The organism is Rhodococcus cercidiphylli, assembly GCF_033042225.1.
In the GTDB taxonomy this organism is placed as follows: domain Bacteria; phylum Actinomycetota; class Actinomycetes; order Mycobacteriales; family Mycobacteriaceae; genus Rhodococcoides.
In genome coordinates this window covers 252,787-278,609 of sequence record NZ_JAWLKE010000001.1, presented here as the reverse complement: position 1 = coordinate 278,609, position 25,823 = coordinate 252,787, and the positions used below count along the sequence as shown (strand labels likewise).

The 25,823-nt window shown below is 65.5% G+C and carries 23 protein-coding genes and 2 tRNA genes; 9 read left to right on the top strand and 16 right to left on the bottom strand.

The window, feature by feature from the left end:
* Positions 1 to 7: 7 nt before the first annotated feature.
* Positions 8 to 1,012 (bottom strand): thiamine-phosphate kinase, encoded by a 1,005-nt coding sequence (locus tag R3P95_RS01340; protein WP_317547318.1) that lies wholly within the window; start codon positions 1,010 to 1,012, stop codon positions 8 to 10.
* Positions 1,013 to 1,188: 176 nt separating this feature from the next.
* Between R3P95_RS01340 and R3P95_RS01335 the strand changes: the two genes are divergently transcribed.
* Both R3P95_RS01335 and R3P95_RS01330 read left to right on the top strand, forming a co-directional pair.
* Positions 1,189 to 1,437, top strand: coding sequence for an Lrp/AsnC ligand binding domain-containing protein (locus R3P95_RS01335; RefSeq protein WP_037189711.1), 249 nt, complete (start codon positions 1,189 to 1,191; stop codon positions 1,435 to 1,437).
* A gap of 3 nt (positions 1,438 to 1,440) precedes the next feature.
* A complete protein-coding gene (locus R3P95_RS01330; RefSeq protein ID WP_068049543.1) occupies positions 1,441 to 2,046 on the top strand; it encodes a DUF3515 domain-containing protein in 606 nt (201 codons plus the stop codon).
* An 18-nt stretch (positions 2,047 to 2,064) separates the two neighbouring features.
* Here the strand turns inward: R3P95_RS01330 and R3P95_RS01325 are convergent, their stop codons facing one another.
* Positions 2,065 to 3,171 carry a D-alanine--D-alanine ligase family protein gene (locus R3P95_RS01325; RefSeq protein WP_269593603.1) on the bottom strand — a complete coding sequence of 369 codons (1,107 nt, stop codon included), beginning with the start codon at positions 3,169 to 3,171 and terminating at the stop codon, positions 2,065 to 2,067.
* A gap of 73 nt (positions 3,172 to 3,244) precedes the next feature.
* Positions 3,245 to 4,243, bottom strand: coding sequence for an NAD(P)H-dependent glycerol-3-phosphate dehydrogenase (locus tag R3P95_RS01320; RefSeq protein WP_317547169.1), 999 nt, complete (start codon positions 4,241 to 4,243; stop codon positions 3,245 to 3,247).
* Positions 4,244 to 4,345: 102 nt separating this feature from the next.
* Here R3P95_RS01320 and cofC point away from each other — a divergent pair, with 102 nt between their 5' ends.
* From cofC to R3P95_RS01305, 3 genes are all read left to right on the top strand, one after another.
* On the top strand, positions 4,346 to 5,119 hold the full coding sequence (gene cofC / locus R3P95_RS01315) for a 2-phospho-L-lactate guanylyltransferase (protein WP_394855377.1): 774 nt from the start codon (positions 4,346 to 4,348) through the stop codon (positions 5,117 to 5,119).
* A gap of 193 nt (positions 5,120 to 5,312) precedes the next feature.
* Complete coding sequence (locus R3P95_RS01310) at positions 5,313 to 7,433, top strand: RNA degradosome polyphosphate kinase (protein ID WP_255183299.1); 2,121 nt, start codon at positions 5,313 to 5,315, stop codon at positions 7,431 to 7,433.
* Positions 7,433 to 8,368, top strand: a complete 936-nt coding sequence (locus R3P95_RS01305) for an NUDIX hydrolase (RefSeq protein WP_149405544.1) — start codon at positions 7,433 to 7,435, stop codon at positions 8,366 to 8,368. The genes R3P95_RS01310 and R3P95_RS01305 overlap by 1 nt, the downstream gene beginning before the upstream one ends.
* Positions 8,369 to 8,496: 128 nt before the next feature.
* Here R3P95_RS01305 and R3P95_RS01300 read toward each other — a convergent pair whose 3' ends face one another.
* The 3 genes from R3P95_RS01300 to leuC all read right to left on the bottom strand — a co-directional run bounded on the left by R3P95_RS01300 (position 8,497) and on the right by leuC (position 11,429).
* On the bottom strand, positions 8,497 to 9,192 hold the full coding sequence (locus R3P95_RS01300) for an HU family DNA-binding protein (protein ID WP_149405543.1): 696 nt from the start codon (positions 9,190 to 9,192) through the stop codon (positions 8,497 to 8,499).
* 149 nt (positions 9,193 to 9,341) lie between these two features.
* Entirely contained in the window at positions 9,342 to 9,959 is a 618-nt protein-coding gene (gene leuD, locus R3P95_RS01295) for a 3-isopropylmalate dehydratase small subunit (protein WP_269593600.1), read from the bottom strand.
* Between the two features lie 45 nt (positions 9,960 to 10,004).
* Positions 10,005 to 11,429, bottom strand: coding sequence for a 3-isopropylmalate dehydratase large subunit (gene leuC, locus R3P95_RS01290; RefSeq protein WP_149405541.1), 1,425 nt, complete (start codon positions 11,427 to 11,429; stop codon positions 10,005 to 10,007).
* 149 nt (positions 11,430 to 11,578) lie between these two features.
* Between leuC and R3P95_RS01285 the strand changes: the two genes are divergently transcribed.
* Positions 11,579 to 12,307 (top strand): IclR family transcriptional regulator, encoded by a 729-nt coding sequence (locus tag R3P95_RS01285; RefSeq protein WP_094688811.1) that lies wholly within the window; start codon positions 11,579 to 11,581, stop codon positions 12,305 to 12,307.
* A gap of 114 nt (positions 12,308 to 12,421) precedes the next feature.
* Positions 12,422 to 12,589 carry a DUF5302 domain-containing protein gene (locus tag R3P95_RS01280; protein WP_176460484.1) on the top strand — a complete coding sequence of 56 codons (168 nt, stop codon included), beginning with the start codon at positions 12,422 to 12,424 and terminating at the stop codon, positions 12,587 to 12,589.
* Between the two features lie 62 nt (positions 12,590 to 12,651).
* Here the strand turns inward: R3P95_RS01280 and R3P95_RS01275 are convergent.
* Together R3P95_RS01275 and R3P95_RS01270 are read right to left on the bottom strand one after the other, a co-directional pair.
* Positions 12,652 to 12,724, bottom strand: a tRNA-Glu gene (locus R3P95_RS01275).
* A 91-nt stretch (positions 12,725 to 12,815) separates the two neighbouring features.
* A tRNA-Gln gene (locus R3P95_RS01270) sits at positions 12,816 to 12,887 on the bottom strand.
* A 245-nt stretch (positions 12,888 to 13,132) separates the two neighbouring features.
* Between R3P95_RS01270 and R3P95_RS01265 the strand changes: the two genes are divergently transcribed.
* Positions 13,133 to 14,719: a bifunctional 3'-5' exonuclease/DNA polymerase gene (locus R3P95_RS01265; RefSeq protein ID WP_317547166.1), complete on the top strand. Its 1,587-nt coding sequence runs from the start codon at positions 13,133 to 13,135 to the stop codon at positions 14,717 to 14,719.
* Here the strand turns inward: R3P95_RS01265 and R3P95_RS01260 are convergent.
* Genes R3P95_RS01260 through R3P95_RS01250 form a run of 3 tightly spaced genes read right to left on the bottom strand, consistent with a single transcriptional unit; the run spans position 14,677 to position 17,984 of the window.
* A complete protein-coding gene (locus R3P95_RS01260) occupies positions 14,677 to 15,681 on the bottom strand; it encodes a YihY/virulence factor BrkB family protein (RefSeq protein ID WP_188078580.1) in 1,005 nt (334 codons plus the stop codon). The genes R3P95_RS01265 and R3P95_RS01260 overlap by 43 nt on opposite strands.
* 46 nt (positions 15,682 to 15,727) lie before the next feature.
* Positions 15,728 to 17,203, bottom strand: a complete 1,476-nt coding sequence (gene gltX / locus R3P95_RS01255) for a glutamate--tRNA ligase (protein ID WP_317547165.1) — start codon at positions 17,201 to 17,203, stop codon at positions 15,728 to 15,730.
* A 7-nt stretch (positions 17,204 to 17,210) separates the two neighbouring features.
* Positions 17,211 to 17,984 (bottom strand): fumarylacetoacetate hydrolase family protein, encoded by a 774-nt coding sequence (locus R3P95_RS01250; RefSeq protein WP_094642252.1) that lies wholly within the window; start codon positions 17,982 to 17,984, stop codon positions 17,211 to 17,213.
* A gap of 130 nt (positions 17,985 to 18,114) precedes the next feature.
* Between R3P95_RS01250 and R3P95_RS01245 the strand changes: the two genes are divergently transcribed.
* Positions 18,115 to 19,359 (top strand): MFS transporter, encoded by a 1,245-nt coding sequence (locus tag R3P95_RS01245; RefSeq protein WP_317547163.1) that lies wholly within the window; start codon positions 18,115 to 18,117, stop codon positions 19,357 to 19,359.
* Positions 19,360 to 19,461: 102 nt separating this feature from the next.
* Here R3P95_RS01245 and R3P95_RS01240 read toward each other — a convergent pair whose 3' ends face one another.
* From R3P95_RS01240 to R3P95_RS01220, 5 genes are all read right to left on the bottom strand, one after another.
* Positions 19,462 to 20,472, bottom strand: a complete 1,011-nt coding sequence (locus tag R3P95_RS01240; RefSeq protein WP_149405538.1) for a 3-isopropylmalate dehydrogenase — start codon at positions 20,470 to 20,472, stop codon at positions 19,462 to 19,464.
* A 49-nt stretch (positions 20,473 to 20,521) separates the two neighbouring features.
* Positions 20,522 to 22,117: a phosphoglycerate dehydrogenase gene (gene serA / locus R3P95_RS01235; RefSeq protein WP_317547162.1), complete on the bottom strand. Its 1,596-nt coding sequence runs from the start codon at positions 22,115 to 22,117 to the stop codon at positions 20,522 to 20,524.
* A 184-nt stretch (positions 22,118 to 22,301) separates the two neighbouring features.
* Positions 22,302 to 23,303 (bottom strand): ketol-acid reductoisomerase, encoded by a 1,002-nt coding sequence (gene ilvC / locus R3P95_RS01230; protein WP_317547317.1) that lies wholly within the window; start codon positions 23,301 to 23,303, stop codon positions 22,302 to 22,304.
* A gap of 60 nt (positions 23,304 to 23,363) precedes the next feature.
* Positions 23,364 to 23,867 (bottom strand): acetolactate synthase small subunit, encoded by a 504-nt coding sequence (ilvN, locus tag R3P95_RS01225; RefSeq protein WP_032397758.1) that lies wholly within the window; start codon positions 23,865 to 23,867, stop codon positions 23,364 to 23,366.
* On the bottom strand, positions 23,864 to 25,819 hold the full coding sequence (locus R3P95_RS01220; RefSeq protein ID WP_068049511.1) for an acetolactate synthase large subunit: 1,956 nt from the start codon (positions 25,817 to 25,819) through the stop codon (positions 23,864 to 23,866). Before R3P95_RS01220 ends, ilvN begins: the two co-directional genes overlap by 4 nt.
* Positions 25,820 to 25,823: the final 4 nt, after the last annotated feature.

Sequence of the window (25,823 nt, the reverse complement as noted above, 5' to 3'; positions counted from 1 at the left end):
ACCGCGTTCACTCGCCCTCGAAACTCGACCATCCCGATCTACCCGAATGGGGGCGTCCGCCGACCGTCACTCGCGGGCCCTGTTCGTCACCGCCGTGCTGGACACGTCCGATCACCGTCCATCCCCGGGGAACGCCTGCGGTATCGGGGAAGGTGCCGACGAGAGCGTGATCCTCGCCTCCGGTGAGCACCCAGTCCAGCGGATCGTGCCCCATCAGTGTTGCAGCCGAACGCACTTCGACCGGGATGTCCAGCAGGTCGGAATCGACGTCCAGCAGAACGCCCGACGCGTCGGCGATGTGGCCGAGATCGGCCAACAAGCCGTCGGAGACGTCGGTGAGCGAGGTCGCACCCGCCTCTGCCGCGTCGATCCCGGCGCGATACGGAGGGACGGGCACTCGGTGCGCGTCCAACACGGCGTCGTGGCCGGTTCTGTCCCTGTTGCCGAGCAGGAGGGCGAGTCCGGCCGCCGACCAGCCGAGCCGTCCCGCGTACGCGATCACGTCACCGGCTCGCGCCCCCGATCGAAGAACCGGGGCCCGGCCCTGAAGGTCGCCGAGCGCGGTGATCGAGATCACCAGCTCCGGCGACTGCACCACATCGCCGCCGACGATGGCCGATCCAGCAGCGACCGCCTCGAGCCACATGCCCTCGTTGAGGCCGTCGGTCACGCTCACCGGCGTGTCGGCCGGGCACCCGAGCGAGACGAGAAAACCCGAGCACTGCGCGCCCATTGCGGCGATGTCCGCGCCGTTCTGCGCGATCGACTTGCGGCCGATCTGTATCGGACTCGACCAGTCGAGCCGAAAGTGCCTGCCGTGCACCAACATATCGGTGGACGCCGCGATCCGGCCGTCGGACGCGGCGACGACGGCTGCGTCGTCACCCGGCCCGACGATGGTCGACGGTGGCTGCACACGGTCTGCGATTGCGCGGGCGATCACGTCGAATTCACCGACCTGCGCGACGGTGCGCTCGCTGCCGGTGGACGAGTCGGTGACGGTGTCGTCGATGATGTTCCTCCCTGAGAACGCGGTGCGTGCGCGACGGTCTCACGCGGAGCGCGCGCCGAGCCTGCGGTACCTTTTAGCGGCGGTCGGGACAGTACCGATGCAGCAGGTTACGTGCGAAGAGAACGTAGTCGAACCAACCTACAGTCGAGAAGTCCGGCAGGGGAAAGGGACCACCGATGGTGCAAGCATTCGTTCTCGTTCAGACCGAGGTGGGCCGTGCGACGGCCGTCGCACAGCAGATCGAGGCCGTCGACGGTGTCGTGTCGGCGGAGGCCGTCGTCGGGCCCTACGACGTGATCGCGCGCGCCGACGGTGCCTCCGACGCCGAGATCGCCGAGATCGTCTCGCGCATCCAGAAGGTCGATGCCATCACTCGCACCCTCACCTGCCCCGTGGCCCCGCAGTCGACGACGTCCGTCGGATAGCTCGTGAATTCACCCGACACCGGCAACGACGCCGGCACCGAAGACAGCCCGGCCGAGACCGAGAGCACGCGCGAGCAGCGCCATCCCGCAGTCATCGCCACCGCGATCGCGTTGCCGGTCGCGCTGGTCGTCGGGGTTCTGGTTGCCGCCATCGCGGTCAACCGCTCACCCGTCCGCGATCCGGTCGCACTGGGCCCGGTCGACTCCCCCGATGCCGCGAGCGCGCAGTGCACGTCCCTGCTCGACGCCTTGCCCGAGAACCTCGGCGACTACACCGGAGCCGAGTTGGCCGACCCGGCCCCGGTCGGAGTCCGTGCGTGGGCCTCGGACGTGGAGAACGCCGAGCCGGTCGTGTTGCGGTGCGGCCTGCCCCGGCCCATCGGGTTCGATGTGGCCGCACCTCTGCAGGTGATCAACGGCGTTCAGTGGTTCGAGGTGTCCGGGGAAGACGACGGGATCGATGCCAGCACATGGTTCGTCGTCGATCGCGGCGTCTATGTTGCCCTGACGATTCCAGGAGACTCGGGCCCCACCCCGTTGCAGGACGCGTCCTCGGCCGTGTCGGATGCGCTGCCCCAGCAACCTCTCGACCCGGCTCCGTTGCAGTAGCGCTGGGCCGCAACGGCTCTAGCGCAAACCGGTGCCGCGGGCGAGGGCGGTGTCGATCAGAGTCGCGATGAGCGTCGGGTAGTCGACGCCCGATTCCGCCCACATCTTGGGGTACATCGAGATCGACGTGAACCCGGGCATCGTGTTGATCTCGTTGATGACCGGACCGTTCTCGGTGACGAAGAAATCCACCCGCGCCAGGCCTTGGCAGTCCAACGCTCGGAAGGCCGCGACGGCGAGTTCACGTATGCGGTCGCTCGTGGCGTCGTCGAGTGCCGCCGGGATGTCGAACTCACTGACATCGTCGAGGTACTTGGTGTCGAAGTCGTAGAAAGCATGATCGTCGATGTCCGCGTCGGGAATTCGGATCTCGGCGACGGCGCTCGCGCGCACGGTGCCGTCGGGAAATTCCAGCACCCCGCACTCGACCTCGCGGCCGTGGATCATGCCCTCGACGATCACCTTGGGGTCGTGTTCGCGTGCGATGGCGATCGCGGTGGGTAGTTGGTCCCACGCGGTGATGCGCGAGATTCCGATGGACGATCCACCTCGGGCCGGTTTGACGAATGCGGGCAGGCCGATTCGGTCACGCTCGGCAGCCGTCAGGTCGTCGACCGCGCGTCGGAGTACGACCTGGCGACCGATCGGCAGTCCTTCGGCACCGAGCAGCTTCTTGGTGAATTCCTTGTCCATGCCCGCAGCGCTGGCCAGCACGCCCGGCCCGACGTACGGAACGCCTGCCAGTTCGAGCAGACCCTGCAGCGTGCCGTCCTCGCCGTACGGTCCGTGCAGAACGGGGAACACGACGTCGACGGATGCAAGCACCGTCCCGCCTTCCCCCTCGCCGAGCGCGAGCAGAGCACCGGCGTGGCCGGGGTCGGTACTGAGAGCAAGCGCGGCTCCCGTCTTGTCGACGGTCGGCAGCACCCTGTCGTGAATCGCCAGCGCATCGATGTCGGAGGAGCCGAGTACCCAGGCACCGTCCGCGGTGATCCCCACCGGGACAACCTCGTACTTGGCCGGATCGAGGTTCTGCAGCACGCTACCTGCCGATACACAGGACACGGCATGCTCGCTGCTGCGGCCACCGAAGACGACGGCAACTTTGATGCGGGGAGTACTCACGATGAGAAACCGTACCGTCGCGGCTCATCGAACGCGGATTCGCCCTGTTCGTCGCGAGACCGCGATCACTGCCTCACTCGGGCTTGATACGACGTCCCAGCAGGTGCCCGACCGCATCCGGAACGGACATGCCGCCGTGACACACCCGATGCACCGCGTCGGTCAGTGGCATCTCGACGTCGTAACTCTCGGCGAGCGCTCGCACCGAGGTGCAGGATTTGACGCCCTCGGCCACCTGCCCGTGCGCTGCCTCCTGCGCACTCTCGAGGGAGCCACCCGAACCCAGTCGCTCTCCGAACGTGCGATTGCGCGAGAGAGGCGACGAGCAGGTGGCGACCAGGTCGCCCACGCCGGCCAGGCCCGACAGCGTCGACGGCTTGGCACCGAGCGCCACTCCGAGTCGGATGATCTCGGCCAGACCCCTGGTCATGATCGACGCGAGGGTGTTCTCGCCGTATCCGACGCCTGCGGCCATCCCGCAGGCGAGGGCGATGACGTTCTTGCAGGCACCACCGATCTCGGCACCGATGACGTCACTGTTGGTGTAAGGCCTGAAATATCCGGTCGCGCAGGACTTCTGAATCTCGAGGGCTCGCTGGGAGTCGGAGCAGGCGATGACGGTGGCTGCGGGCTGCCCCTCGGCGATCGGGCGCGCAAGATTCGGCCCGGACAGGCACGCCACCCGGCTGGTATCGGCACCGGTGACCTGAGAGATCACCTGACTCATCCGCATGAGCGTTCCGGTCTCGATTCCCTTCGCCAGGGAGAGCAGCGTTGCCTGCGGCGGGATCGAGTCGGTCCACGCCCCCAGATTGGCCCGCAGACTCTGCGATGGCACGGCGAGAACCACGATGTCGGCTCCGTCGAGGGCACGCACCGGATCACTCGTCGCGCGGATGGACGACGGTAGCTCGATTCCCGGAAGGTAGTCCTTGTTCTCGTGGTCGTCGGTGATGGATGCAGCGAGTTCCTCGCGGCGGGCCCACATGGTGACGTCCGTTCCGGCATCGGCCAACACCTTGGCGAATGCGGTCCCCCACGAACCTGACCCCAATACCGCTGCTCTGCTCATTCCGCCAACCCCTCGCCTACTTCGCCGATGCCCTGTACACGCGCGCATCACCCTAACTCGCAGACCTGCTCGGGCGGTCGGAGTCGGCACAGATCGGTGACGCTGGCAGGATCGAGCACCATGGGTGCATCACGAGACGACGACGGCGACCGTGTCGTCAGGGTTCTCATCGCGGTGAAGGATCTCACCGCAGCGAAGTCGCGCTTGGCGGCGGAGTTCTCGGCACCCGATCGGACTCGATTGGTGCTCGCGATGCTCAGCGACACCGTTGCGGCCGCCGACGCCGTCTCGGTGGTCGATTCGGTCACGGTGGTCACCCCCGATCCTCTCGTCGCAGAGACGGCCCGAAGGATCGGTGCACTGGTGTTCGACGAACCGGTCCGCGATCCTGCGCTGCAACCGGACCAACGCCTGAACCACGCGTTCGCGGCCGCAGCGCACGTACTGCGTCACTGTGAAGTCGGTGTGGACGACCGTGGGGACGTCCGTGGGGGCGAGGCCGTCGCGCGCCGCGTCGACATCATCGCGTTGCAAGCAGACCTGCCTGCGATGCGTTCGGCAGAACTCGCGCAGGCCTACGCCAGTGCCCGCCGGGGAGGCAGATCGCTCGTGATCGACCATCACGGCACGGGGACCGCCGCCCTGATCCTCAAGGACTCCCCCGACGAGTTGGCACCACTGTTCGGACGGGACTCCGCGCGTCGCCACACCGTCTCGGGCGCACTGGAACTCGACGGCACCTGGCCGGGTCTTCGACTGGACGTGGACACCGCCGACGACGTCCGCGGAGCGCACCGTCTGGGAGTCGGACCGGCGACGGCGGCCGTCCTACACTCGCTCGGGTGGAGTGACGAAGCATCGGCGACGACTGCCTGACGGCGCGTACCGCCGTGGGAGTCGAGTGAACGGAGACTCGAGTTCTGCCATCGGAGTTTCACCGACGCCCGGTATGGGGGATGATCGTGCGGTGAGCAAAGACGACGCGCAGTCAGCGAACCAGGATCCTCCGATCGATACCGGAAAGGCCACCGGTTCGGACCCGGCATGGAGCGCTCCGATCGCGGCGACGATGCCGAGTATTCCCTCCGCGCTTCCGGCCGCCACACCGGAATCCGTCGACGCTGCCACCGTGCTCCCCGAAAATCGCTATCTCAACCGGGAATTGAGCTGGCTCGATTTCAACTCGCGCGTTCTCGCGCTCGCGGAGGACTCGTCGCTCCCCTTGCTCGAACGGGCGAAGTTCCTCGCGATCTACGCGTCGAATCTCGACGAGTTCTACATGGTTCGGGTTGCGGGCCTCAAGCGCCGTGACGAAACCGGACTGTCGGTCCGCTCCGCCGACGGCATGACCCCACGCGAGCAACTCGCGGTGATCGGTCAACGCACCCAGGAGCTCGCGCTCAAGCATGCGCGAGTGCTGCTGGATTCGATTCTGCCCGAGCTCACCGCCGAGGGCATCGCGATCATCCGGTGGTCCGACCTGGACAGCGACGAGCGCTCCCGGCTGTCGGAGTACTTCACCGAGCAGGTCTTCCCGGTACTCACACCGCTGGCCGTCGACCCGGCCCACCCCTTCCCGTACATCAGCGGACTGAGCCTGAATCTCGCTGTGACAGTGAAGGATTACTCCACCACCGGTGAGCACTTCGCCCGCGTGAAGGTGCCCGACAACGTCGATCGCTTCGTGCGGGTCAAGCGCGGCGAGGGAAACCACCGCATCGACGCCTTCCTGTCGATGGAGGAGTTGATCTCGGCTCATCTGGACGTGCTCTTCCCCGGCATGGAGGTCGTCGAGTCTCACGCGTTCCGGATCACGCGCAACGCCGATTTCGAGGTCGAGGAAGACCGCGACGAGGATCTCCTCCAGGCACTGGAGCGAGAGCTCGCCCGTAGGCGTTTCGGCTCTCCGGTCCGCCTCGAGATCGCCGACGACATGACCGAGCACATGCTCGAATTGTTGCTTCGCGAACTCGATGTCGATCCAGGCGACGTCATTCAGGTTCCCGGTCTGCTCGACCTGTCGTGCCTGTGGCAGGTCTACAGCGTCGACCGCCCCAACCTCAAGGACGCACCCTTCGTTCCGGCCACCCACCCGGCGTTCGGTGAGCGCGAGACCCCCAAGAGTGTCTTCTCCACCCTGCGCGACGGCGATGTCCTGGTCCATCATCCGTACGATTCCTTCTCCACCAGCGTTCAACGCTTCATCGAGCAGGCCGCGGCCGACCCGCAGGTGCTCGCCATCAAGCAGACGCTCTATCGGACCTCCGGAGATTCCCCGATCGTCAACGCGCTCGTCGATGCCGCAGGCGCGGGCAAGCAGGTGGTTGCGCTGGTCGAGATCAAGGCGCGTTTCGACGAACAGGCGAACATCGAGTGGGCACGCAAGCTCGAAAAGGCGGGCGTACACGTGGTGTACGGCCTCGTCGGGCTCAAGACGCACTGCAAGACGTGCCTCGTGGTGCGCCGAGAGGGATCCGTCATTCGCCGGTACTGCCACATCGGTACCGGCAACTACAACCCCAAGACAGCACGAATCTACGAGGACGTGGGCCTGCTGACGTCGTCGCCCGAAATCGGGGCCGACCTCACCGATCTGTTCAACTCGCTGACCGGATACTCGCGAAAGTCCAAGTACCGCAACCTTCTCGTCGCACCGTACGGAGTTCGGCGCGGCATCGTCGAGCGCATCGAGGCGGAGGTCGAGCACCTCAAGGAGGGCCGCAGCGCCGGAATTCGCCTCAAGGCCAACGCCTTGGTGGACGAGCAGGTCATCGACGCGCTCTACCGAGCATCGATGGCAGGAGTGCCGGTGAAGGTGGTGGTGCGCGGAATCTGTGCACTCAAGCCAGGCGTTCCCGGTCTGTCGGAGAACATCGAAGTGCGTTCCATCCTCGGCCGATTCCTCGAACACTCGCGTGTTCTGCACTTCCAGGGTGCGGACGAATTCTGGATCGGCAGCGCAGACATGATGCACCGCAACCTCGATCGCCGAGTCGAGGTGATGGCTCAGGTCAAGGATCCTCGATTGGCGAACCAGCTGAGCGACATCTTCGATTCTGCACTCGACCCCACCACTCGATGCTGGGAGCTGGGACCTGACGGCGGCTGGGTCGCGTCACCGGCTCGGGGTGAGAAAGTTCGTGAGCATCAGGTGGACCTGATGCGCAGTCGGAGGAATCAGGGCTCCTGATGGGCACTTCCGACGGCTCCCCCCGCGCCAACATCTTCGCGGCGGGCTCGATCCTGTGGCGACGCTCACCGAGCGGCGGCTCGGGCGTCGAGGTCGCCTTGGTGCACAGGCCGAAATACGACGACTGGTCGTTCCCCAAGGGAAAGCTCGATCCCGGTGAAACAGCTGTCGACGCAGCAGTCCGAGAGGTCAAGGAGGAGACCGGATTCGACTCGAGACTCGGACGGTCTCTGTCCTACGTCACGTACCCGATTCCGGGGCACCGTCGGGTCAAGAAAGTTCTGTACTGGGCAGCGGAGGTCACCGGGGGCGAGTTCGTCCCCAACGTCGAGGTGGACGAACTGCGCTGGGTAGCGCCCGAGGACGTCGGCCGCGAACTCTCTTATCCCATGGACCACAAGATCCTTCGCCGGTTCGTGGCCAAGCCTGCAGACACCTCCACAGTGCTGTTGGTTCGGCACGGCAGTGCCGGGTCGCGCTCACGGTTCAAGGGTAACGACGTCGACCGTCCACTCGACAGGATCGGACGCCGACAGGCCGAATCCTTGGTGTCGTTGCTTCGGGCCTTCGGCGGCGATGCCGTATACGCAGCCGACCGTGCTCGATGTGTGCAGACCGTTGCTCCGTTCGCGGAATCGTTGGGGGTGGACATCACTCCCGAGCACCTCTTGTCCGAGGAAGGGTATGCCGACGACCCGCGCAAGGGCCGCCATCGCGCTCGCGACATCGCCGAACTGCCCGGCACCCCCGTTGTCTGCAGCCAGGGAAAAGTGATCCCGGACTTGATGCGTTGGTGGGCCGAGAAGGACGGAATCACGTTGCCGGCCAACAGAAATCGCAAGGGCAGCGTATGGGTGCTCTCACGCCGCGACGGCAGGCTCATCTCGGCCGATCACATCGCCAGTCCGTTGCCCACCCTCGCCGCCGACGGCTGAGCGGCCAAACGACAAACAGAAGGCCCCCGACTCGATCTTCGGAGTCGGGGGCCTTCTGCCGTCCACAGTCTGTCTCACTCACGCTGCCGCTTCAGCGGCTGCGCCTCACGAGTGAAAACCTGCAGGCTCTACTTCTTCGCTGCGCGCTTCGCGGGTGCCTTCTTGGCCGGAGCCTTCTTGGCCGGGGCCTTCTTGGCGACGGTCTTCTTGGCCGCTGTCTTGGCCGGAGCCTTCTTGGCAGGAGTCGTCGTGGTTGCGGCCTTGCGTGCGGTCGTCTTGGCCGGAGCCTTCTTGGCAGCAGCCGTCGTGGTCTTGCGCGCGGTGGTCTTCGCGGGAGCTGCCTTCTTGGCGGCCGTCTTTGCGGGAGCTGCCTTCTTGGCGGCGGTCTTTGCCGGAGCTGCCTTCTTGGCTGCCGCGGTGGTGGCCTTGCGGGCGGTCGTCTTCACCGCTGCCTTCTTGGCGGCCGTCTTCTTCGCTGCCGCAGTCTTCTTGGCCGGAGCTGCAGCCGAACCGCGCTTGACGGCAGGTCCGGTTGCGGGCAACTTCTGTCCACCGGCGATGACGGCCTTGAACTGCGCGCCCGGACGGAATGCCGGAACGTTGGTCGGCTTCACGCGAACGGTCTCACCGGTGCGGGGGTTGCGGGCGACACGCGCTGCGCGACGACGCTGCTCGAACACGCCGAAGCCCGTGATCGTGACACTCTCGCCGCGGTGGACCGCGCGCACGATGGTGTCGACGATGTTCTCGACAGCCTCTGTGGCGCTCCGCCTATCAGACCCCAACTTCTCGGTCAGGGCGTCAATCAGCTCTGCCTTGTTCATGGATTTCCTCCGCTATATGGTGGTCCATCGTCGGACCGACTACTACAACGGTAAACCCCAAGTCGTCAAGAGTCTATGCGCCACGCCAATTTTCATTCCGGTGTCGCGGAATGGTTCACGGCCCCAAAGCGTGTCGGACCGGTGCCAGGTCAGCTTTCGGAGGGTGTCTCGATCCGCGCCGGGAGGGTCAGGGGTTTGTATGAAGGCCTTGACTTTTCGTACTCCGTAATGGCCTCTACCTGGCGTAACGTCAATCCGATGTCGTCGAGACCCTCCAGCAGACGCCACCGCGTGTAGTCGTCAATCGCGAAGCGCACCACCAACGTTCCAGCCGTTACGGTCTTGTCGACGAGGTCGACAATTAATTCCAGACCGGGCTGTTCTTCTAAGGCTTTCCACAGCAATTCGACGTCCGACTGATCGACTTCGGCGGCCAACAGTCCGGCTTTGCCCGAGTTTCCGCGAAAGATGTCGGCGAAGCGAGAGGCGATCACAACCCGAAATCCGAAGTCCGAGAGTGCCCAGACGGCATGTTCGCGTGATGATCCCGTACCGAAATCGGGCCCGGCAACGAGCACCGAACCTCGGTTGTAGGGCTCGAGATTCAAGATGAAGTTCGGGTCCGAGCGCCACGCCGCGAACAACCCGTCCTCGAATCCGGTGCGCGTGACGCGCTTGAGGTAGACCGCGGGGATTATCTGGTCGGTGTCGACGTTGGACCGCCGTAGCGGAACTCCGATACCGGTGTGTCGAGTGAAAGCTTCCATCGAATGTGCTCCTATGCGTTCGATCGATCCGAGCGAGGACGCGCGTTACGCGAGATCCGCCGGAGAGGACAGGGTTCCGCGGATTGCGGTAGCGGCGGCAACCAGAGGCGACACGAGATGAGTGCGACCGCCCTTGCCCTGCCTACCCTCGAAATTCCGGTTGGACGTCGACGCCGATCGCTCGCCCGCCGCCAGCTGATCCGGATTCATTCCCAGGCACATCGAGCAACCGGCCTGACGCCACTCCGCTCCTGCGGCCGTGAAGATCTCACCCAGGCCTTCCTCCTCCGCCTGCGCTCGCACCCGCATGGACCCGGGTACCACCAGCATTCGCACTCCGTCGGCAACCCGATGCCCTTCGAGAACGGACGCGACGGCCCGCAGATCCTCGATTCGACCGTTGGTGCACGAGCCCACGAACACGGTGTCGACAGCGATCTCGCGGATGGGTGTACCCGCTTCCAGGCCCATGTACTGCAAAGCCTTCTGGGCTGCCGCCCGCTCGCTCTCGTCGACCATCGCCTCCGGATCGGGCACCGTATCGCCCAGTGGCGCACCCTGACCCGGATTCGTTCCCCAGGTGACGAACGGCGTCAACGTGCTGGCATCGATGTGGACCTCGTTGTCGAACACTGCATCCGGATCGGTCGCCAGTTCGTCCCACGCCGCCACCGCCGCGTCCCAGTCGGCTCCTCGAGGAGCGTGCGGGCGTCCCTTCAGGTACTCGTACGTGATCTCGTCGGGTGCGATCATGCCTGCCCGTGCACCGGCCTCGATCGACATGTTGCAGATGGTCATTCGCGCTTCCATCGACAGCTTGCGAATGGCCTCACCGCGGTACTCGAGGACGTAGCCCTGGCCACCGCCGGTGCCGATCTGTGCGATGACGGCAAGGATCAGGTCCTTGCTCGTCACACCGGGGGCGAGCTCACCGTCGACGTTGATCGCCATCGTCTTGAAAGGACGCAGCGACAGAGTCTGCGTCGCCATGACGTGCTCGACCTCGCTGGTACCGATGCCCATTGCGATCGAGCCGAAGGCACCGTGCGTCGAGGTGTGGCTGTCTCCGCACACCACGGTCATGCCGGGCTGGGTCAGACCCAACTGCGGCCCGATGATGTGCACGATGCCCTGATCGAGATCGCCCATCGGGTAGAGCCGAACACCGAATTCCTCGCAGTTGCGGCGAAGAGTGTCGACCTGTGTGCGCGAGACCAGATCTGCGATGGGCGCGAAGATGTCGGCCGTCGGGACGTTGTGGTCCTCGGTCGCGATCGTCAGATCCGGACGTCGGAGTCCGCGGCCGGCCAGCCGAAGGCCGTCGAACGCCTGCGGGCTGGTGACCTCGTGCACCAGATGGAGATCGATGTAGATCAGATCCGGCTCACGCGCTCCGCCTTCTCCGCCGCCTCGGACCACCACGTGCTGGTCCCATACCTTCTCCGCCAAAGTCTTCGGTGTTTCGGACATCGCTGTCGCGGACCTCGTCTTCCCTGTCGTCGTCGCGCCGATGAACGGGCTGGTCCACCTCGCGTGATCGTCTCGACATCATGCCCCCGGCACGCACTGAAGATCTCGTAGTTGTGCAATCTCAGCATTCGGGAGGCTAATATCGTTCTATGAGACAGCATAGCCCCAATGGCCTCGTCGACAAATCGAGCGGTATCGGTGTCCTCGACAAGGCGATGACGGTGCTGCACGCGGTGGCGGAGACGCCCTGCAATCTCAACGACCTGTGCGCTCGAACGAGCCTGCCCCGGGCAACGGCCCACCGCCTCGCGGTAGGACTGGAGACCCACCGCCTTCTCGTACGGGATGCCGACGGCCTGTGGCGGACCGGCCCGGGATTGGGAGAGCTTGCGGCGAGCGCATCGGACACCCTGCTCGACGCTGCCGCCTCGGTCCTCCCACGCCTGCGCGAAATCACCGGTGAGAGTGTGCAGATCTATCGGCGCGAAGGGACAGTGCGGGTGTGCGTGGCATCCATGGAGCCGCCGACCGGACTTCGAGACACCGTACTCGTCGGCGCACGTCTGCCGATGACGGCTGGATCGGGTGCCAAAGTCCTTCTCGCATGGGCAGATTCGCAGACCCAACGAACAGTTCTGCCGGATGCAGAATTCAGCGAGCGTGTTCTGCTCGAAGTTCGGCGGCGCGGATGGGCACAGAGTGCCGGCGAGCGCGAACCGGGCGTCGCGAGCGTCGCCGCGCCCGTGCGAGACGGCAACGACACTGTGGTGGCGGCGATCTCGGTATCCGGACCGATCGATCGAATCGGACGCAAGCCCGGAGCGCGGTGGGCCGCGGATCTTCTTGCCGCCGCGGACGCTCTGCACAAGCGACTCTGAGTTAAACCGCAGCCCCGTCGGCCCGAGTAAAACGAGCTGATCGAGCTGCGAGAGTGGGGTACCTTCGTCTCGAGCGGCCTACCCGGTCGGTCGACGACTGCGAGGAGTCACCCCATGCCCGAATCCGGCAGTGAAGAACTGAAGAAGAAGTTCCGCGAGGTTCTGGAACAGAAGAACAGCAAGTCCCACAATTCCGTCGAACACAAGGACGGTGGACCGAAGGTCAACAACGTCCACGGTCCGGCCGACCATCAGAAGATGTTCCGCCGCAAGAGCGTCTGAGACGCACGCACCGAAACGACAACACCCTCCCGATCCGCGGATCGAGAGGGTGTTGTCAGTTGTAGCCCCGACGGGATTCGAACCCGCGCTACCGCCTTGAGAGGGCGGCGTCCTAGGCCGCTAGACGACGGGGCCAGGAACTTCACCTGCATTGTGTTCGAGCTTGTACGTGCTGAGCCAGCTTAACTGCCTCGGCCTCGGCGACAAAATCGCCTTCACCTGCTCGCTGGGGTACCAGGACTCGAACCTAGAATGGCGGTACCAGAAACCGCTGTGTTGCCAATTACACCATACCCCAATGGACTTGAATCGAATTGCTCATCACGATCGATGTGCACTGCGTTTCGAGCCGGGATAGAGACTATCAAAGGTGACTACCCATTCTCCAAATCGGCTGCTCAGAGCCACCGAAACCGCGCCGTGGACGCGTCGGGGGCGGCCGAGGCACCGTCGAGTGGAGACCGGAAGAGCCCCCTACACACCTCGGCCGACGAGTGGAGCAGACTTGTTCTCCGTGACCGATCGCAGACCCGTCCGAGTCCGATGAAGGTTCTGCTCGTCCCTCAGGGCGAGCAGGCCGTGCTGACCCACCTCGCCGACGACGGCTCGATGCTGAGCGATCCCACCGTGGCCGAGGATCTCATCGCGGCCGTAGCCGAGCTCGAGCGCGACGAACGGCCGAGGTGGGTGTGGGAAGACACGAGCCGGATCTACCCTCGGCTGCTCGAACGAGGAGTGCGCGTACGCCGCTGTCACGATCTCGCACTGGTCGGTGCCATTCTGTCGATGCGGGCCGGCTCGGCGACTGTCCCGTCGGCTCCCGCCGACCTGAGGCCGGGTCTGTTCGACGCGAACCCGAACTCCGATCCGGCGGCGGTTCTCGCCGAGTATCGGCGTCAGCTCCGCGGCGTCGGTGACGATCGCGCACTGCACCTGCTGGCAGCGGCCGAGTCGGCCGGAGGACTGGCCGCAGCGGAGATGACCTTCGACGGGTTGCCGTTCTCGGCGTCGGCGCATCGCCGTCATCTCGAGACGATGCTCGGTACCCGGCCGCTCGATGGATCCCCTCCCCCGGCCCTCGTAGAGCTCGAGAATCAAATCTCCTCGGCGTTCGGCCGACGCGTCAATCCTGCCTCGCCCGTGGAGTTGGTCGCCGCGTTCGCGCGCGTCGGTATCGAACTGACATCGACTCGCGCGCATACCATCCGCGACATCGACCACCCGGCGGTTCCGCTACTGCTGCGGCACCGTGACCTCTCGAAGCTGCATGCCGCGAACGGGTGGGCGTGGCTCGACGCGTGGGTCCGCGACGATCGTTTCCGGCCTGTCTACGTTCCCGGCGCTGTCGTGTCGGGTCGGTGGGCCAGTCGCGGCGGGGGCGGCCTTCAGATCCCGAAACCCCTGCGCGCCAGTGTGATCGCCGATCCCGGCCACACCTTTGTGGCCGCCGACGCCGGCCAGCTCGAACCACGCATCCTCGCGGCGATGTCCGGCGATCCCCGTATGGTCGCCGCGGCAGGCACCGCGGATCTGTACGCACCGGTGGCCGCAGAATCGTTCGACGGCGATCGCAGCCACGCCAAGGTCGCCGTTCTCGGGGTGCTGTACGGCGCAACCTCGGGTGACGCGCGCGCTCTGCTGACGCGACTACGGGCCAAGTTCCCCGGTGCCGTTGCACTGGTGGAGGAGGCCGCCCGCGCCGGTGAACGGGGCGAGGTCGTTCGTTCCTGGCTGGGACGGGCCTGCCCACCGCCCTCGGCGCAGTGGTGGTCCACCGGTGACGCCCATGCGCGTGGCCGGTTCACTCGCAATTTCGTCGTGCGGGCCACCGCCGCCGAGTGGGCGTTGTGTTTGTTGGCCGATCTGCGTGGTCGGTTGGCCGGGAGCGGAGCCCGCAGGAGCGACCGGAATTCCGGAAGCGGCAGCGAGTTGGTGTTCTTTCAGCACGACGAAGTGGTGGTGCATTGTGCGATCGCCGAGTCGGGTCGTGTCGCCGAAGCGATTGCAGGATCGGCGTTGTCGGCCACTCGGCTGGTGTTCGGTGACACGGCCGTCCGGTTTCCGATGGAGACCAGAGTCGACCGCTTCTACGGTGCCTCGGCTGCCGGTTCCGAGCTGGATTCGGACTGAGCTCGCGGCGGGTCGACGAACGTCACGTCGATGTCCTCGAACGGCTTGCTGCGTTGCGCTTCTGCCTGCCCGGTGTACGTGAGCTTGTCGCCCTGGGTCAGTTCGACGTCGTCGGTGAACGGGGCCAGCAGCGCGCGCGGGAAGAGCCGATCGACGCGAACCACGTTGATCTCGATGCACATCACGATGGACACCGACGTCACGTACAGAAACGCCAGCAGTCCCAGAACGACAGCGAACACACCGTTGGTGACGGTCGCGTTGCTGACGACGTACTTCACGTACACACTGCCGAAGGTCTGCAGCAGCTGCCAGATCAGACCGGCAACGACGGCCCCGGGAAGAACCTGTGGGATCGACACCGACCTCGCGGTGGCGAGCCTGAACGCCACGACGAACACACCGACGTAGAAGAACGTGCCGACCACGAACACCACGAGGCCCGATTCCGGACCGAAATATCCTGCGGCACTGAGCACATTGAGCGCTGTGATGGCCAGGACGGCCAGACCCACCGTGCTCAGCAGACCCAAGCCGCGCACCCGGGCGCGGATGGGATCGGGCCGTAGGTTCTTCGGCACCGTCCACGCCGTGTTCATCGCGTTCTGGAGCGCCACGGCCACCCCGAGCCCGCCGTACAGGGAGCCCAGGACACCCACCACCAGACCCACGGTGCCTCCACCGATGCGGTCGGGCCTGCCCAGTTCGTCCCCGATCACCGGGATCTGACCGAGTGCCGAGTTCAGGATCTGTTGCTGCAGTTCCGGACTACCGGCCAATACGATTCCCAGCACCGTCGAGAACAGCAACAGTGCGGGAAACAGCGAGACGAAGGCGTAGTAGGTGATCAGGGCAGCGAGGTAGCCACCCTGATCGTCGACGAACTTGTACACCACCGCAATGGGGTATCCGAGAACCGGCCGCCTGCGCTGGAGTCGATCCAGTCGATCGGAAAAACTCATTCGAGGCTCTCCCCGAGGACCGGGGTGCGCCGGCGGCCGTGCGCCCTCACGCCACCTGGGCGCGTGCCGCAGCCAGGCGCGCCAAGGTCTTCTCGCGTCCGAGCAATTCCATGGACTCGTACAGCGGTGGGCTGATGTGCGACCCGGTCACTCCCACCCGGATCGGGGCGAAAGCCTTGCGCGGCTTGAGCTCCAGCTTCTCGATCAACACGTCCTTGAGAGTCGCCTCCAGGTCGGCCGTGGTCCAGGTCTGCAACGCCGTCAGTGCCTCGACAGTGGCGTCGAGAACGGGTGCGGCATCGGCACCGAGGTTCTTGGCCGCGGCTGCGGGGTCGATCTCGAAGTCCGCCTCGTCGACGAACAGGAACTTCAACAGTCCCCATGCGTCCGACAGGACGACGATGCGGGTCTGCACCAGATCGGCCGCGACAGCGAAGACCTTCTCGTCGACCGGCTCGGTGAGATGGCCCTGTGCGACGAGGTATTCGCGCAAACGCGCCGCGAAATCCTCCGCTGCCAGCATCCTGATGTGCTCGGCGTTGATCGCGTCGGCTTTCTTCTGATCGAAGCGCGCCGGATTGGAATTGACGGACGAGATCTCGAAGGCCGCCACCATCTCGTCGAGCGTGAACACGTCGTGATCGTCCGAGATACCCCATCCGAGAAGCGCGAGGTAGTTCAGCAATCCCTCCGGCACGAAACCACGATCACGGTGGATGAAGAGGTTGGACTCGGGGTCACGCTTGGACAGCTTCTTGTTGCCCTGGCCCATGACGAACGGCAGGTGCCCGAACTCGGGGGTGCGTTCTGCGACACCGATCCGGATCAATGCCTCGTAGAGAGCGAGCTGACGAGGCGTCGACGACAGCAGATCCTCGCCGCGCAGGACGTGGGTGATCTTCATCAGTGCGTCGTCGACCGGATTGACCAACGTGTACAACGGAACTCCGTTACCGCGGGTCAAAGCGAAGTCCGGCACCGTCCCCGCCTTGAACGTGGTCTCCCCGCGCACGAGGTCGTTCCATGTCAGATCATGATCGGGCATCCGCAGTCGCACGACGGCGCCGCGCCCCTCGTCGAGAAATCCCTGTCGCTGCTCCGGCGTCAGATCGCGATCGAAGTTGTCGTAGCCGAGTTTGGGGTCGCGTCCGGCTGTCTTGTGTCGGGCTTCCACTTCCTCCGGCGTGGAGAAGGACTCGTAGGCCTCCCCGGCGTCGAGCAACTGCTGCACGACGGCGAGGTGCTGGTCGCGACGCAACGACTGACGGTAGGGCTCGTACGGGCCACCCACTTCGGGACCCTCGTCCCATTCGAGGCCGAGCCAGCGCAACGCGTCGAGCAGGGCGGCGTAGGACTCCTCGGAGTCGCGTGCGGCGTCGGTGTCCTCGATGCGAAAGACGAAGGTGCCGCCGTGATGCCTGGCGAACGCCCAGTTGAACAGTGCGGTGCGGACCAGGCCGACGTGCGGGGTACCGGTGGGCGACGGGCAGAACCGAACGCGGACGTCTGTTGGTGTGGTCATGTTCGCCCTACTTCTTCGCTGCGACGGGGTTGGTGAGGGTACCGATTCCCTCGACGGTGATCGACACGCTGTCTCCGTCGGTGATGGGTCCGACTCCCTCGGGGGTTCCGGTGAGGATGACATCTCCGGGGAGCAGCGTCATCACCGCGGACACCCACTCGATGATCTTCGGAATGTCATGCAGCAGAAGCGAAGTGCGGCTCCGTTGTTTGACCACGCCGTCGACCTCGGTCTTGATCTCGAGATCGGTCGGGTCGAGCGAGGTCTCGATCCACGGCCCGAGCGGACAGAAGGTGTCGTGTCCCTTGGCGCGCGTCCACTGCCCGTCGTGCTTCTGGTGATCGCGGGCCGAGACGTCGTTGGCGACGGTGTATCCCAGCACCACCTCGTACGCCTTGGCGGCGGGGACGTCCTTGCACGGACGGCCGATGACGATCGCCAGTTCTCCTTCGAAGTGCACTTCGTTCGAGGACGGCGGCAACACGATGGACGCACCGGGGCCGACGATGGAGGTGTTCGGCTTGATGAAGATCACGGGGTCCTTCGGTGCTTCACCGCCCATCTCGGCCACGTGCGCGGCGTAGTTCTTACCGATGGCGATGACCTTGCTGGCGAGGATGGGCGCGAGCAGTCGCACGTCGGCCAGTGGCCACGACCGACCCGTGAACGTGGGTGTGCCGAAAGGATGTTCGGCGATTTCCTTCGCAGTCTGCGAGTCACCCTCACCTTCGATACTCACGAATGCCACACCATCAGGACTTGCAATTCGACCGAGACGCATGTCGGAAGTCTATCGACAAGCGTGGTGTGCACTCCGCCACCGTCCGTTCAGCGCGGTTCGGGCCGGTGTAGGGTCGAACTTTGGTTCCATATTGCAAGAAGCCACGTCCATATATTGAGATGGAGAATCGATGGACGCCACCGCGCAGCTGTCCGACATCGGCGAGTTCAGGCGATGGTTCATGCTTGCCCTCGGCATGCTCGCGCAGACCGCAGGCGCGGTGTTCATCAACGGCGCAGCGTTTCTCATTCCCGCCCTGCACGACGACCGCGGCCTGAGCCTGCCCGCCGCCGGACTCGTCGTCGCCATGCCCACCGTCGGCATCATGTTCACCCTGATCGCCTGGGGTGTGTTGGTCGATCGGATAGGCGAAAGACTGGTTCTCGCAGTCGGGCTCGGCCTGACGGCGCTCGCCGCTGTAGCCGCCGTGTTCACCACGTCCGTTGCTCTGCTGGCAATCCTGCTCCTGCTCGGCGGGATGGCAGCGGCGAGTGCGAACAGCGCCAGCGGACGTGTGGTGGTGGGCTGGTTTCCGCCGCCGCGTCGTGGATTGGCCATGGGAATCAGACAGATGTCGGTCCCTCTGGGCGTCGCCATCGCAGCCCTGACCATCCCACCCATCGCCCGGGACCACGGCGTCGGAGCGGCACTGCTCGTACCCGCGGCCGTGTGCGCAACAGCCGCAGTGATGTGTCTGGCGGTCGTCGACCCTCCGCGTCCCAATCGCATCGATGCCGCGGAGCAGGGTCTGCTCGACAATCCGTACCGGGGCAGCAGGCAGCTGTGGCGCATTCACGCCACCTCGATCCTGTTGGTGGTGCCGCAGTACGTGGTCTGGACGTATGCGCTCGTATGGCTGATGACCGACCGAGGATGGACGGCAGCGGCGGCGGGCGTCCTCGTCACGGTGACGCAGATTCTCGGCGCACTGGGCCGGATGAGCGTCGGCGCGTTGTCCGATCGGGTCGGCAGCCGCATGCGGCCCCTCCGGTGGGTCGCGGTGACCGCCGCCGTCAGCATGCTCGGACTCGGAGTGGCCGACTGGTTCGACTCCCCCGTCGCGATCGTCATGCTCGTCGTCGCGTCGGTCGCCACGGTTGCCCCGAACGGTCTTGCCTTCACCGCTGTTGCCGAGATATCAGGACCGTATTGGAGCGGACGCGCCCTCGGCGTGCAGAACACGAGTCAATACGTGTTCGCGTCGGCCGTGCCGCCGGTGTTCGGGGCCCTCGCGGCGGTCAGCTTTCCCGTCGCATTCCTGGTGTCGGCGGTCTTCCCCGCACTCTCCGTGCCGATCGTCCCCGACGATCCACGTCCCGAGAGTCCCGACGAGAAGGCCGACAGTCCCGAAAAGAATTCCGACCGCGCCGGCTGATCCAGCACGGTGGGGATGTCCGGAAACACGAAATGCCACGGTGGCCGGTCGGCCTACCGTGGCATTCGTGTCGGGCCTACCGTGGCATTCGTGTCGGTTCGGCTAGAGGCGAGCGGCGATTCGTGCGCCGATCTCTTTCGTCGACGCAGTCGTGGTTCCACGCTGCGCGAGGTCCGCTGCGACAGCGGCTTCCACTCGCGCCGCTCCCGCCGCATCGCCGAGATGATCGAGTAGCAACGACACCGACAGGATGGCCGCCGTCGGATCGGCCTTCTGCTGCCCTGCGATGTCGGGAGCGCTGCCGTGCACGGGCTCGAACATGCTCGGATTGGTACCGGTCGCATCGATGTTTCCGCTTGCGGCCAAACCGATTCCACCGGTCACCGCTGCCGAGAGGTCGGTCACGATGTCGCCGAACAGATTGTCGGTGACGATGACATCGAACCGGCCCGGGTCGGTCACGAGGTGAATCATCGCGGCATCGATGTGCTGGTACGCGACCTCGACGTCCGGGAACTCCGTCGCGACCTCGTTCACAGTCCGAGCCCAGAGGCTGCCGGCGAACGTGAGCACGTTGGTCTTGTGCAGCAGCGTCAGGTGCTTGCGCCGTGTCAGAGCCCGCTCGAACCCGTTGCGCACCACCCGCTCGACGCCGTAGCGGGTGTTGACACTGACCTCGGTGGCCACCTCGTGCGGCGTGCCGACGCGAAGCGCTCCACCGTTTCCGGTGTACGGACCTTCGGTGCCCTCACGCACGACCACGACGTCGATCTGCTTGTCACCGGCCAAAGGCCCGACCACACCGGGGTACAGCTTGGCCGGGCGCAGATTGATGTGGTGATCGAGCTCGAACCGAGCTCGCAACAACAGTCCACGCTCGAGCACGCCGCTGGGCACCGACGGATCTCCGATGGCTCCCAACAGAATTGCGTCGTGCTCACGTAGTTCCGCCAACACCGAGTCCGGCAGCAGTTCTCCGGTGGCGTTGTAGCGACGAGCACCGAGGTCGTACTCGGTCTTCTCGGCACCGGGCGCAACCACGTCGAGCACGGCGAGCGCCTCGGTGACGACCTCGGGTCCGATTCCGTCCCCGGCGATGACGGCCAGCTTCATCTCACTCCTCGTGATTGTTCGACTTCGTTCGATCGACTGCGAGCGATGCTCAGGACAGGTCGACCAGCTCGATGGTGGACGCGCCGACCGCCGATGCGATGCTCGCGCTCAGCTCCTCCGGAACGTCCTTGTCGACGCGCAGCAGAATCGTTGCACCGTCGCCCTCGGAGTCCTGGCTCAGGGCGGCGGCCTGGATGTCGATGCCGGCGTCGCCGAGCAGGGTGCCGATCCGGCCGAGGCTGCCGGGCTGATCCGCGTAGTTGACGATGAGGTTCTTGCCCTCGGCACGGAGGTCGAAGTTGCGACCGTTGATGTTGACGATCTTCTCGACCTGCGTGGTACCGGTCAGCGTGCCCGCGACGTTGAGCACCGAACCGTCACCGTAGACGGCGCGGATGTCGACGACACTGCGGTGGTTCTCGCTCTCGGAGGCTGTGGTGACCTCGGCGGTGACGCCACGCTCCTCGGCCAGCGAGGGGGCGTTGACGAACGTGACCGCGTCCTCGATGACGGCGGAGAAGAGTCCGCGCAGCGCCGAGAGCTTGAGGATCTCGACGTCCTCGGTGGCGAGTTCGCCGCGAACGTCGACCGACAGCGAGGTGGGAAGTTCGGTGGACAGAGCGCCGAGCAGCACACCCTGCTTGCGCACGATCTCGAGCCACGGGGAGACCTCCTCGCCCACGGCACCACCCTTGACGTTGACGGCGTCGGGCACGAATTCGCCTGCGAGAGCAAGCAATACGGACTTGGCGACGTCGGTGCCCGCGCGGTCCTGGGCCTCGGTCGTCGACGCGCCGAGGTGCGGGGTGACGACGACCTGAGGCAGCTCGAACAGCGGGCTGTCGGTGCACGGCTCGGAGGCGTACACGTCGATTCCCGCGGCGAAGACGTGGCCACTGGTGATGGCGTCGGCCAGGGCCTGCTCGTCGACCAGTCCACCGCGAGCGGCGTTGACGACGATGACACCGGGCTTGGTCTTGGCGAGGGCTTCCTTGCCGATGATTCCCTTGGTCTCCGGGGTCTTCGGCAGGTGAACCGAGAACATGTCGGCGCGCTCGAGCAGCTCGTCCAGGCTCACCAGTTCGATGCCGAGCTGGGCGGCACGCGCGGCCGAGACGTAGGGGTCGTAGGCGATGATGTGGGTCTCGAATGCGGCGAGACGCTGCGCGAACAGCTGACCGATGCGGCCGAGTCCGACGACGCCGACGGTCTTACCGAAGATCTCGACACCGTTGAACTTGCTGCGCTTCCACTCGTGCTGACGCAGGGTGGCGTCGGCAGCGGGAATCTGGCGCGCGGCCGACAGCAACAGCGTCACCGCATGCTCGGCAGCGGTGTGGATGTTGGAGGTCGGGGCGTTGACGACGAGGACACCGCGCTCGGTGGCTGCAGGTACGTCGACGTTGTCCAGGCCGACACCGGCGCGGGCGACGATCTTGAGCTTGGTTCCGGCGGCCAGAACCTCGGCGTCGACCGTGGTCGCGGAACGCACCAGGATCGCGTCGGCCTCGGGAACCGCGGCGAGCAGCGCGGGGCGATCCGGGCCGTCGACCCAACGGACCTCGACGCCGTCGCCCAATGCCTCGACGGTGGACGGCGCAAGTTTGTCGGCGATCAGAACGACAGGACGGCCTGGCTGGCTCACGTGAAAAACTCCCTATGTCGGTTCGAGACTGTTGTCGGTGAAATTCGGAGCTGGTGCAGCAGAAACAGTTTAGAGGCCGGAGACGTCGAGCTGCGACGCCACCTGGTGCACGCACCGAAGGGCACCCCTACCGATGCAGGGGTGCCCTTCGATCAGCATGCGTGCGAACGTGATTCGATGAGAATCAAGCCGTTTCGGTGATCGGGCGATCGACCCAGCTCATCAGGTCGCGCAGCTTCTTGCCGGTGACCTCGATGGGGTGCTCGGCGTTGGCCTTGCGCAGGCCTTCGAGCTCGGTGTTGCCGTTCTCGACGTTGGCGACCAGGCGACGGGTGAACTCACCCGACTGGATGTCGGCCAGGATGGCCTTCATGCGCTCCTTGGTGCCTGCGTCGATCACGCGCGGGCCCGAGAGGTAGCCACCGAACTCCGCGGTGTCGGACACCGAGTAGTTCATCCGAGCGATGCCGCCCTCGTACATGAGGTCGACGATGAGCTTGAGCTCGTGCAGCACCTCGAAGTACGCCATCTCGGGCGCGTAGCCGGCCTCGACCATGACCTCGAAGCCCGTCTTGACGAGCTCCTCGGTGCCACCGCACAGCACGGCCTGCTCGCCGAAGAGGTCGGTCTCGGTCTCTTCCTTGAACGTGGTCTTGATGACGCCTGCGCGCGTTCCACCGATGCCCTTGGCCCAGGACAGGGCCAGTGCCTGACCTTCGCCCTTGGGGTCCTGGTCGATGGCGATGAGCGCGGGAACACCCTTGCCGTCGACGAACTGGCGACGCACGAGGTGGCCGGGGCCCTTGGGTGCGACCATGCCGACGGTGACGAACTCCGGAGCCTTGATCAGGTCGAAGTGGATGTTGAGACCGTGGCCGAAGAACAGCGCGTCGCCGTCCTTCAGGTTGGGCTCGATCTCCTCGGAGAAGATCTTGGCCTGTGCGGTGTCCGGTGCGAGCACCATGATCACGTCGGCCCATTCGGACACCTCGGCGGGAGTGCCGACCTCGAGGCCCTGCTCCTCCGCCTTGGCGCGGGACTTCGAGCCCGCTGCCAGGCCGATGCGCACATCGACACCGGAGTCGCGCAGGCTCAGCGAGTGCGCGTGGCCCTGGCTTCCGTAACCGATCACAGCGACCTTGCGGCCCTGGATGATCGACAGATCAGCATCGTCGTCGTAGAACATCTCGACTGCCACTGTTTGTAACCTTTCCTCTTCGATTTCGCTGAAAATCACGTCCGCCGCTCAGCGCGACGCTGTGATCGATTTCGGTCCACGTCCGACGGCAACGACTCCCGACTGAACTATTTCTCGAATTCCATAGGGGTCCAACATCTTCAACAACGCATCGAGCTTCGAGCGGGTGCCCGTCGCCTCGACCGTCACGGCCTCGGGAGACACGTCGATCACCTTGGCGCGGAACAGGTTCACCGTTTCGATGACCTCACTGCGCACACTGGCGTCGGCGCGGACCTTGATCAGCACCAACTCGCGAGCCACCGAGGAGTCGTCGTCCTGCTCGACGATCTTGATGACGTTGATGAGCTTGTTGAGCTGCTTGGTCACCTGTTCGAGCGGGAATTCGTCGACGGTCACCACGATCGTCATTCGCGAGATCTCGGGAATCTCGGTGCCGCCGACGGCAAGCGAGGAGATGTTGAATCCACGGCGCGAGAACAGCGCGGCGACGCGGGCCAGCACACCTGGCTTGTCCTCGACGAGGACGCTGAGGGTATGGCTCGTGCTCACTTGTCGGTGCCTTTCACGTCGTCGATCTGCGGGTGCGGGGCCTGCTCGCGCTCCATGGCCTCGTCGAGGCCGGGCTCGCTGCCCACGGTCTCGTCCTCGTCGAACAGCGGACGGATTCCGCGGGCGGCCATGATCTCGTCGTTGCCCGTTCCGGCAGCGACCATCGGCCACACCTGCGCGTCGGCTCCGACGATGAAGTCGATGACGACCGGACGATCGTTGATCGCTCGTGCCTGCGCGATCACCGCATCGACGTCCTCTTCCCGCTCGCACCGCAGCCCGACGCAACCGAGCGCCTCGGCGAGCTTCACGAAATCGGGGATGCGGACGGCACCGTGGGTACCGAGGTTGGTGTTGGAGTAGCGCTCCTCGTAGAACAGGGTCTGCCACTGGCGGACCATGCCGAGGTTGCCGTTGTTGATGAGGGCGACCTTGATCGGGATGCCCTCGACCGCACAGGTCGCGAGTTCCTGGTTGGTCATCTGGAAGCATCCGTCACCGTCGATGGCCCACACCTCGGCGTCGGGGAGGCCCCTCTTGGCACCCATTGCGGCCGGGACCGCGTACCCCATCGTTCCGAGGCCACCCGAGTTGAGCCACGTGCGCGGCTTCTCGTAGTTGATGAACTGCGCGGCCCACATCTGGTGCTGACCGACGCCGGCGCAGTAGATCGCGTCGGGTCCGGCGAACTTGCCGACCGAGCTGATGACGAACTCCGGGGACATCGATCCGTCGGCAGGGCGGTCGTAGCTCAGCGGGTAGGTCTTGCGGATGCCGTTCAGGTAGACCCACCACTGCTCGAGGTCGAGCGTGGTTCCGGTCGCGCGGTCCGCCCGCAGCGCCTCGATGAGCTCGGTGATGACCTCACGGCAGTCGCCGACGATCGGCACGTCCGCGTAGCGGTTCTTGCCGATCTCGGCCGGGTCGATGTCGGCGTGAATGACCTTGGCATCGGGGGCGAAGGACGAGAGCTGACCGGTGACGCGGTCGTCGAACCGGGCACCGAGCGTGATCAGCAGATCGCTCCGCTGCAACGCGGCCACCGCGGCGACGGTCCCGTGCATACCCGGCATTCCCAGGTTCTGATTGTGCGAGTCGGGGAACGCGCCGCGAGCCATCAGAGTGGTCACGACCGGAATTCCGGTCAGCTCGGCGAGCTCGAGCAGTTCCGCCGAGGCGTCGGCCTTGATGACGCCGCCGCCCACGTACAGCACCGGCTGCTTGGCGTCGGCGATGTAGCGGGCTGCTTCGCGGACCTGCTTGCCGTGCGGCTTGGTGACCGGACGGTATCCGGGCAGACGCATCTCCGGCGGCCACGAGAACGTGGTCTGCGCCTGCAGCACGTCCTTGGGGATGTCGACGAGCACGGCACCGGGACGGCCGGAGGAGGCGATGTAGAACGCCTCGGCCATGATGCGCGGGATGTCGGCACCGTCGGTGATGAGGAAGTTGTGCTTGGTGACCGGCATCGTGATACCCGAGATGTCGGCTTCCTGGAAGCCGTCCGTCCCGATCAGACTGCGGGCGACCTGACCGGTGATCGCGACGACCGGAACCGAATCCATCTGAGCGTCGGCCAATGGGGTCACGAGGTTGGTCGCGCCGGGACCGGACGTCGCCATGCAGACGCCGACCTTGCCGGTCGCCTGGGCGTAGCCCGTCGCGGCGTGGCCCGCACCCTGCTCGTGGCGCACCAGAATGTGGCGCACCTTCACGGAGTCGAAGAGCGGGTCGTAGACCGGGAGAACCGCGCCACCGGGAATGCCGAATACGGTGTCGACGTCGAGTTCTTCGAGGGCCCGGACGACCGACTGTGCGCCGGTGACCTTCTCCGGTGCGACGTGGCGTCGCGAACCGTTGGTCGCCGCTTCTGCGGACGGGCTGGTCGACGGGCTGGAGGCTGTCCCCGACTTACGGGTCGTAGGCCCTGGGCGTGCGGTTGGTGCGCTCACTGAT

Bases quoted from the DNA above. Each gene is read 5' to 3' on its own strand.
- R3P95_RS01335 (WP_037189711.1), top strand. From the start codon at position 1,189: ATGGTGCAAGCATTCGTTCTCGTTCAGACCGAGGTGGGCCGTGCGACG.
- R3P95_RS01320 (WP_317547169.1), bottom strand. From the start codon at position 4,243: ATGAGCAGAGCAGCGGTATTGGGGTCAGGTTCGTGGGGGACCGCATTC.
- R3P95_RS01310 (WP_255183299.1), top strand. From the start codon at position 5,313: ATGCCGAGTATTCCCTCCGCGCTTCCGGCCGCCACACCGGAATCCGTC.
- R3P95_RS01305 (WP_149405544.1), top strand. From the start codon at position 7,433: ATGGGCACTTCCGACGGCTCCCCCCGCGCCAACATCTTCGCGGCGGGC.
- R3P95_RS01300 (WP_149405543.1), bottom strand. From the start codon at position 9,192: ATGAACAAGGCAGAGCTGATTGACGCCCTGACCGAGAAGTTGGGGTCT.
- leuD (WP_269593600.1), bottom strand. From the start codon at position 9,959: ATGGAAGCTTTCACTCGACACACCGGTATCGGAGTTCCGCTACGGCGG.
- leuC (WP_149405541.1), bottom strand. From the start codon at position 11,429: ATGTCCGAAACACCGAAGACTTTGGCGGAGAAGGTATGGGACCAGCAC.
- R3P95_RS01285 (WP_094688811.1), top strand. From the start codon at position 11,579: ATGAGACAGCATAGCCCCAATGGCCTCGTCGACAAATCGAGCGGTATC.
- R3P95_RS01280 (WP_176460484.1), top strand. From the start codon at position 12,422: ATGCCCGAATCCGGCAGTGAAGAACTGAAGAAGAAGTTCCGCGAGGTT.
- R3P95_RS01265 (WP_317547166.1), top strand. From the start codon at position 13,133: ATGAAGGTTCTGCTCGTCCCTCAGGGCGAGCAGGCCGTGCTGACCCAC.
- R3P95_RS01260 (WP_188078580.1), bottom strand. From the start codon at position 15,681: ATGAGTTTTTCCGATCGACTGGATCGACTCCAGCGCAGGCGGCCGGTT.
- gltX (WP_317547165.1), bottom strand. From the start codon at position 17,203: ATGACCACACCAACAGACGTCCGCGTTCGGTTCTGCCCGTCGCCCACC.
- R3P95_RS01250 (WP_094642252.1), bottom strand. From the start codon at position 17,984: ATGCGTCTCGGTCGAATTGCAAGTCCTGATGGTGTGGCATTCGTGAGT.
- R3P95_RS01245 (WP_317547163.1), top strand. From the start codon at position 18,115: ATGGACGCCACCGCGCAGCTGTCCGACATCGGCGAGTTCAGGCGATGG.
- R3P95_RS01240 (WP_149405538.1), bottom strand. From the start codon at position 20,472: ATGAAGCTGGCCGTCATCGCCGGGGACGGAATCGGACCCGAGGTCGTC.
- ilvC (WP_317547317.1), bottom strand. From the start codon at position 23,303: ATGTTCTACGACGACGATGCTGATCTGTCGATCATCCAGGGCCGCAAG.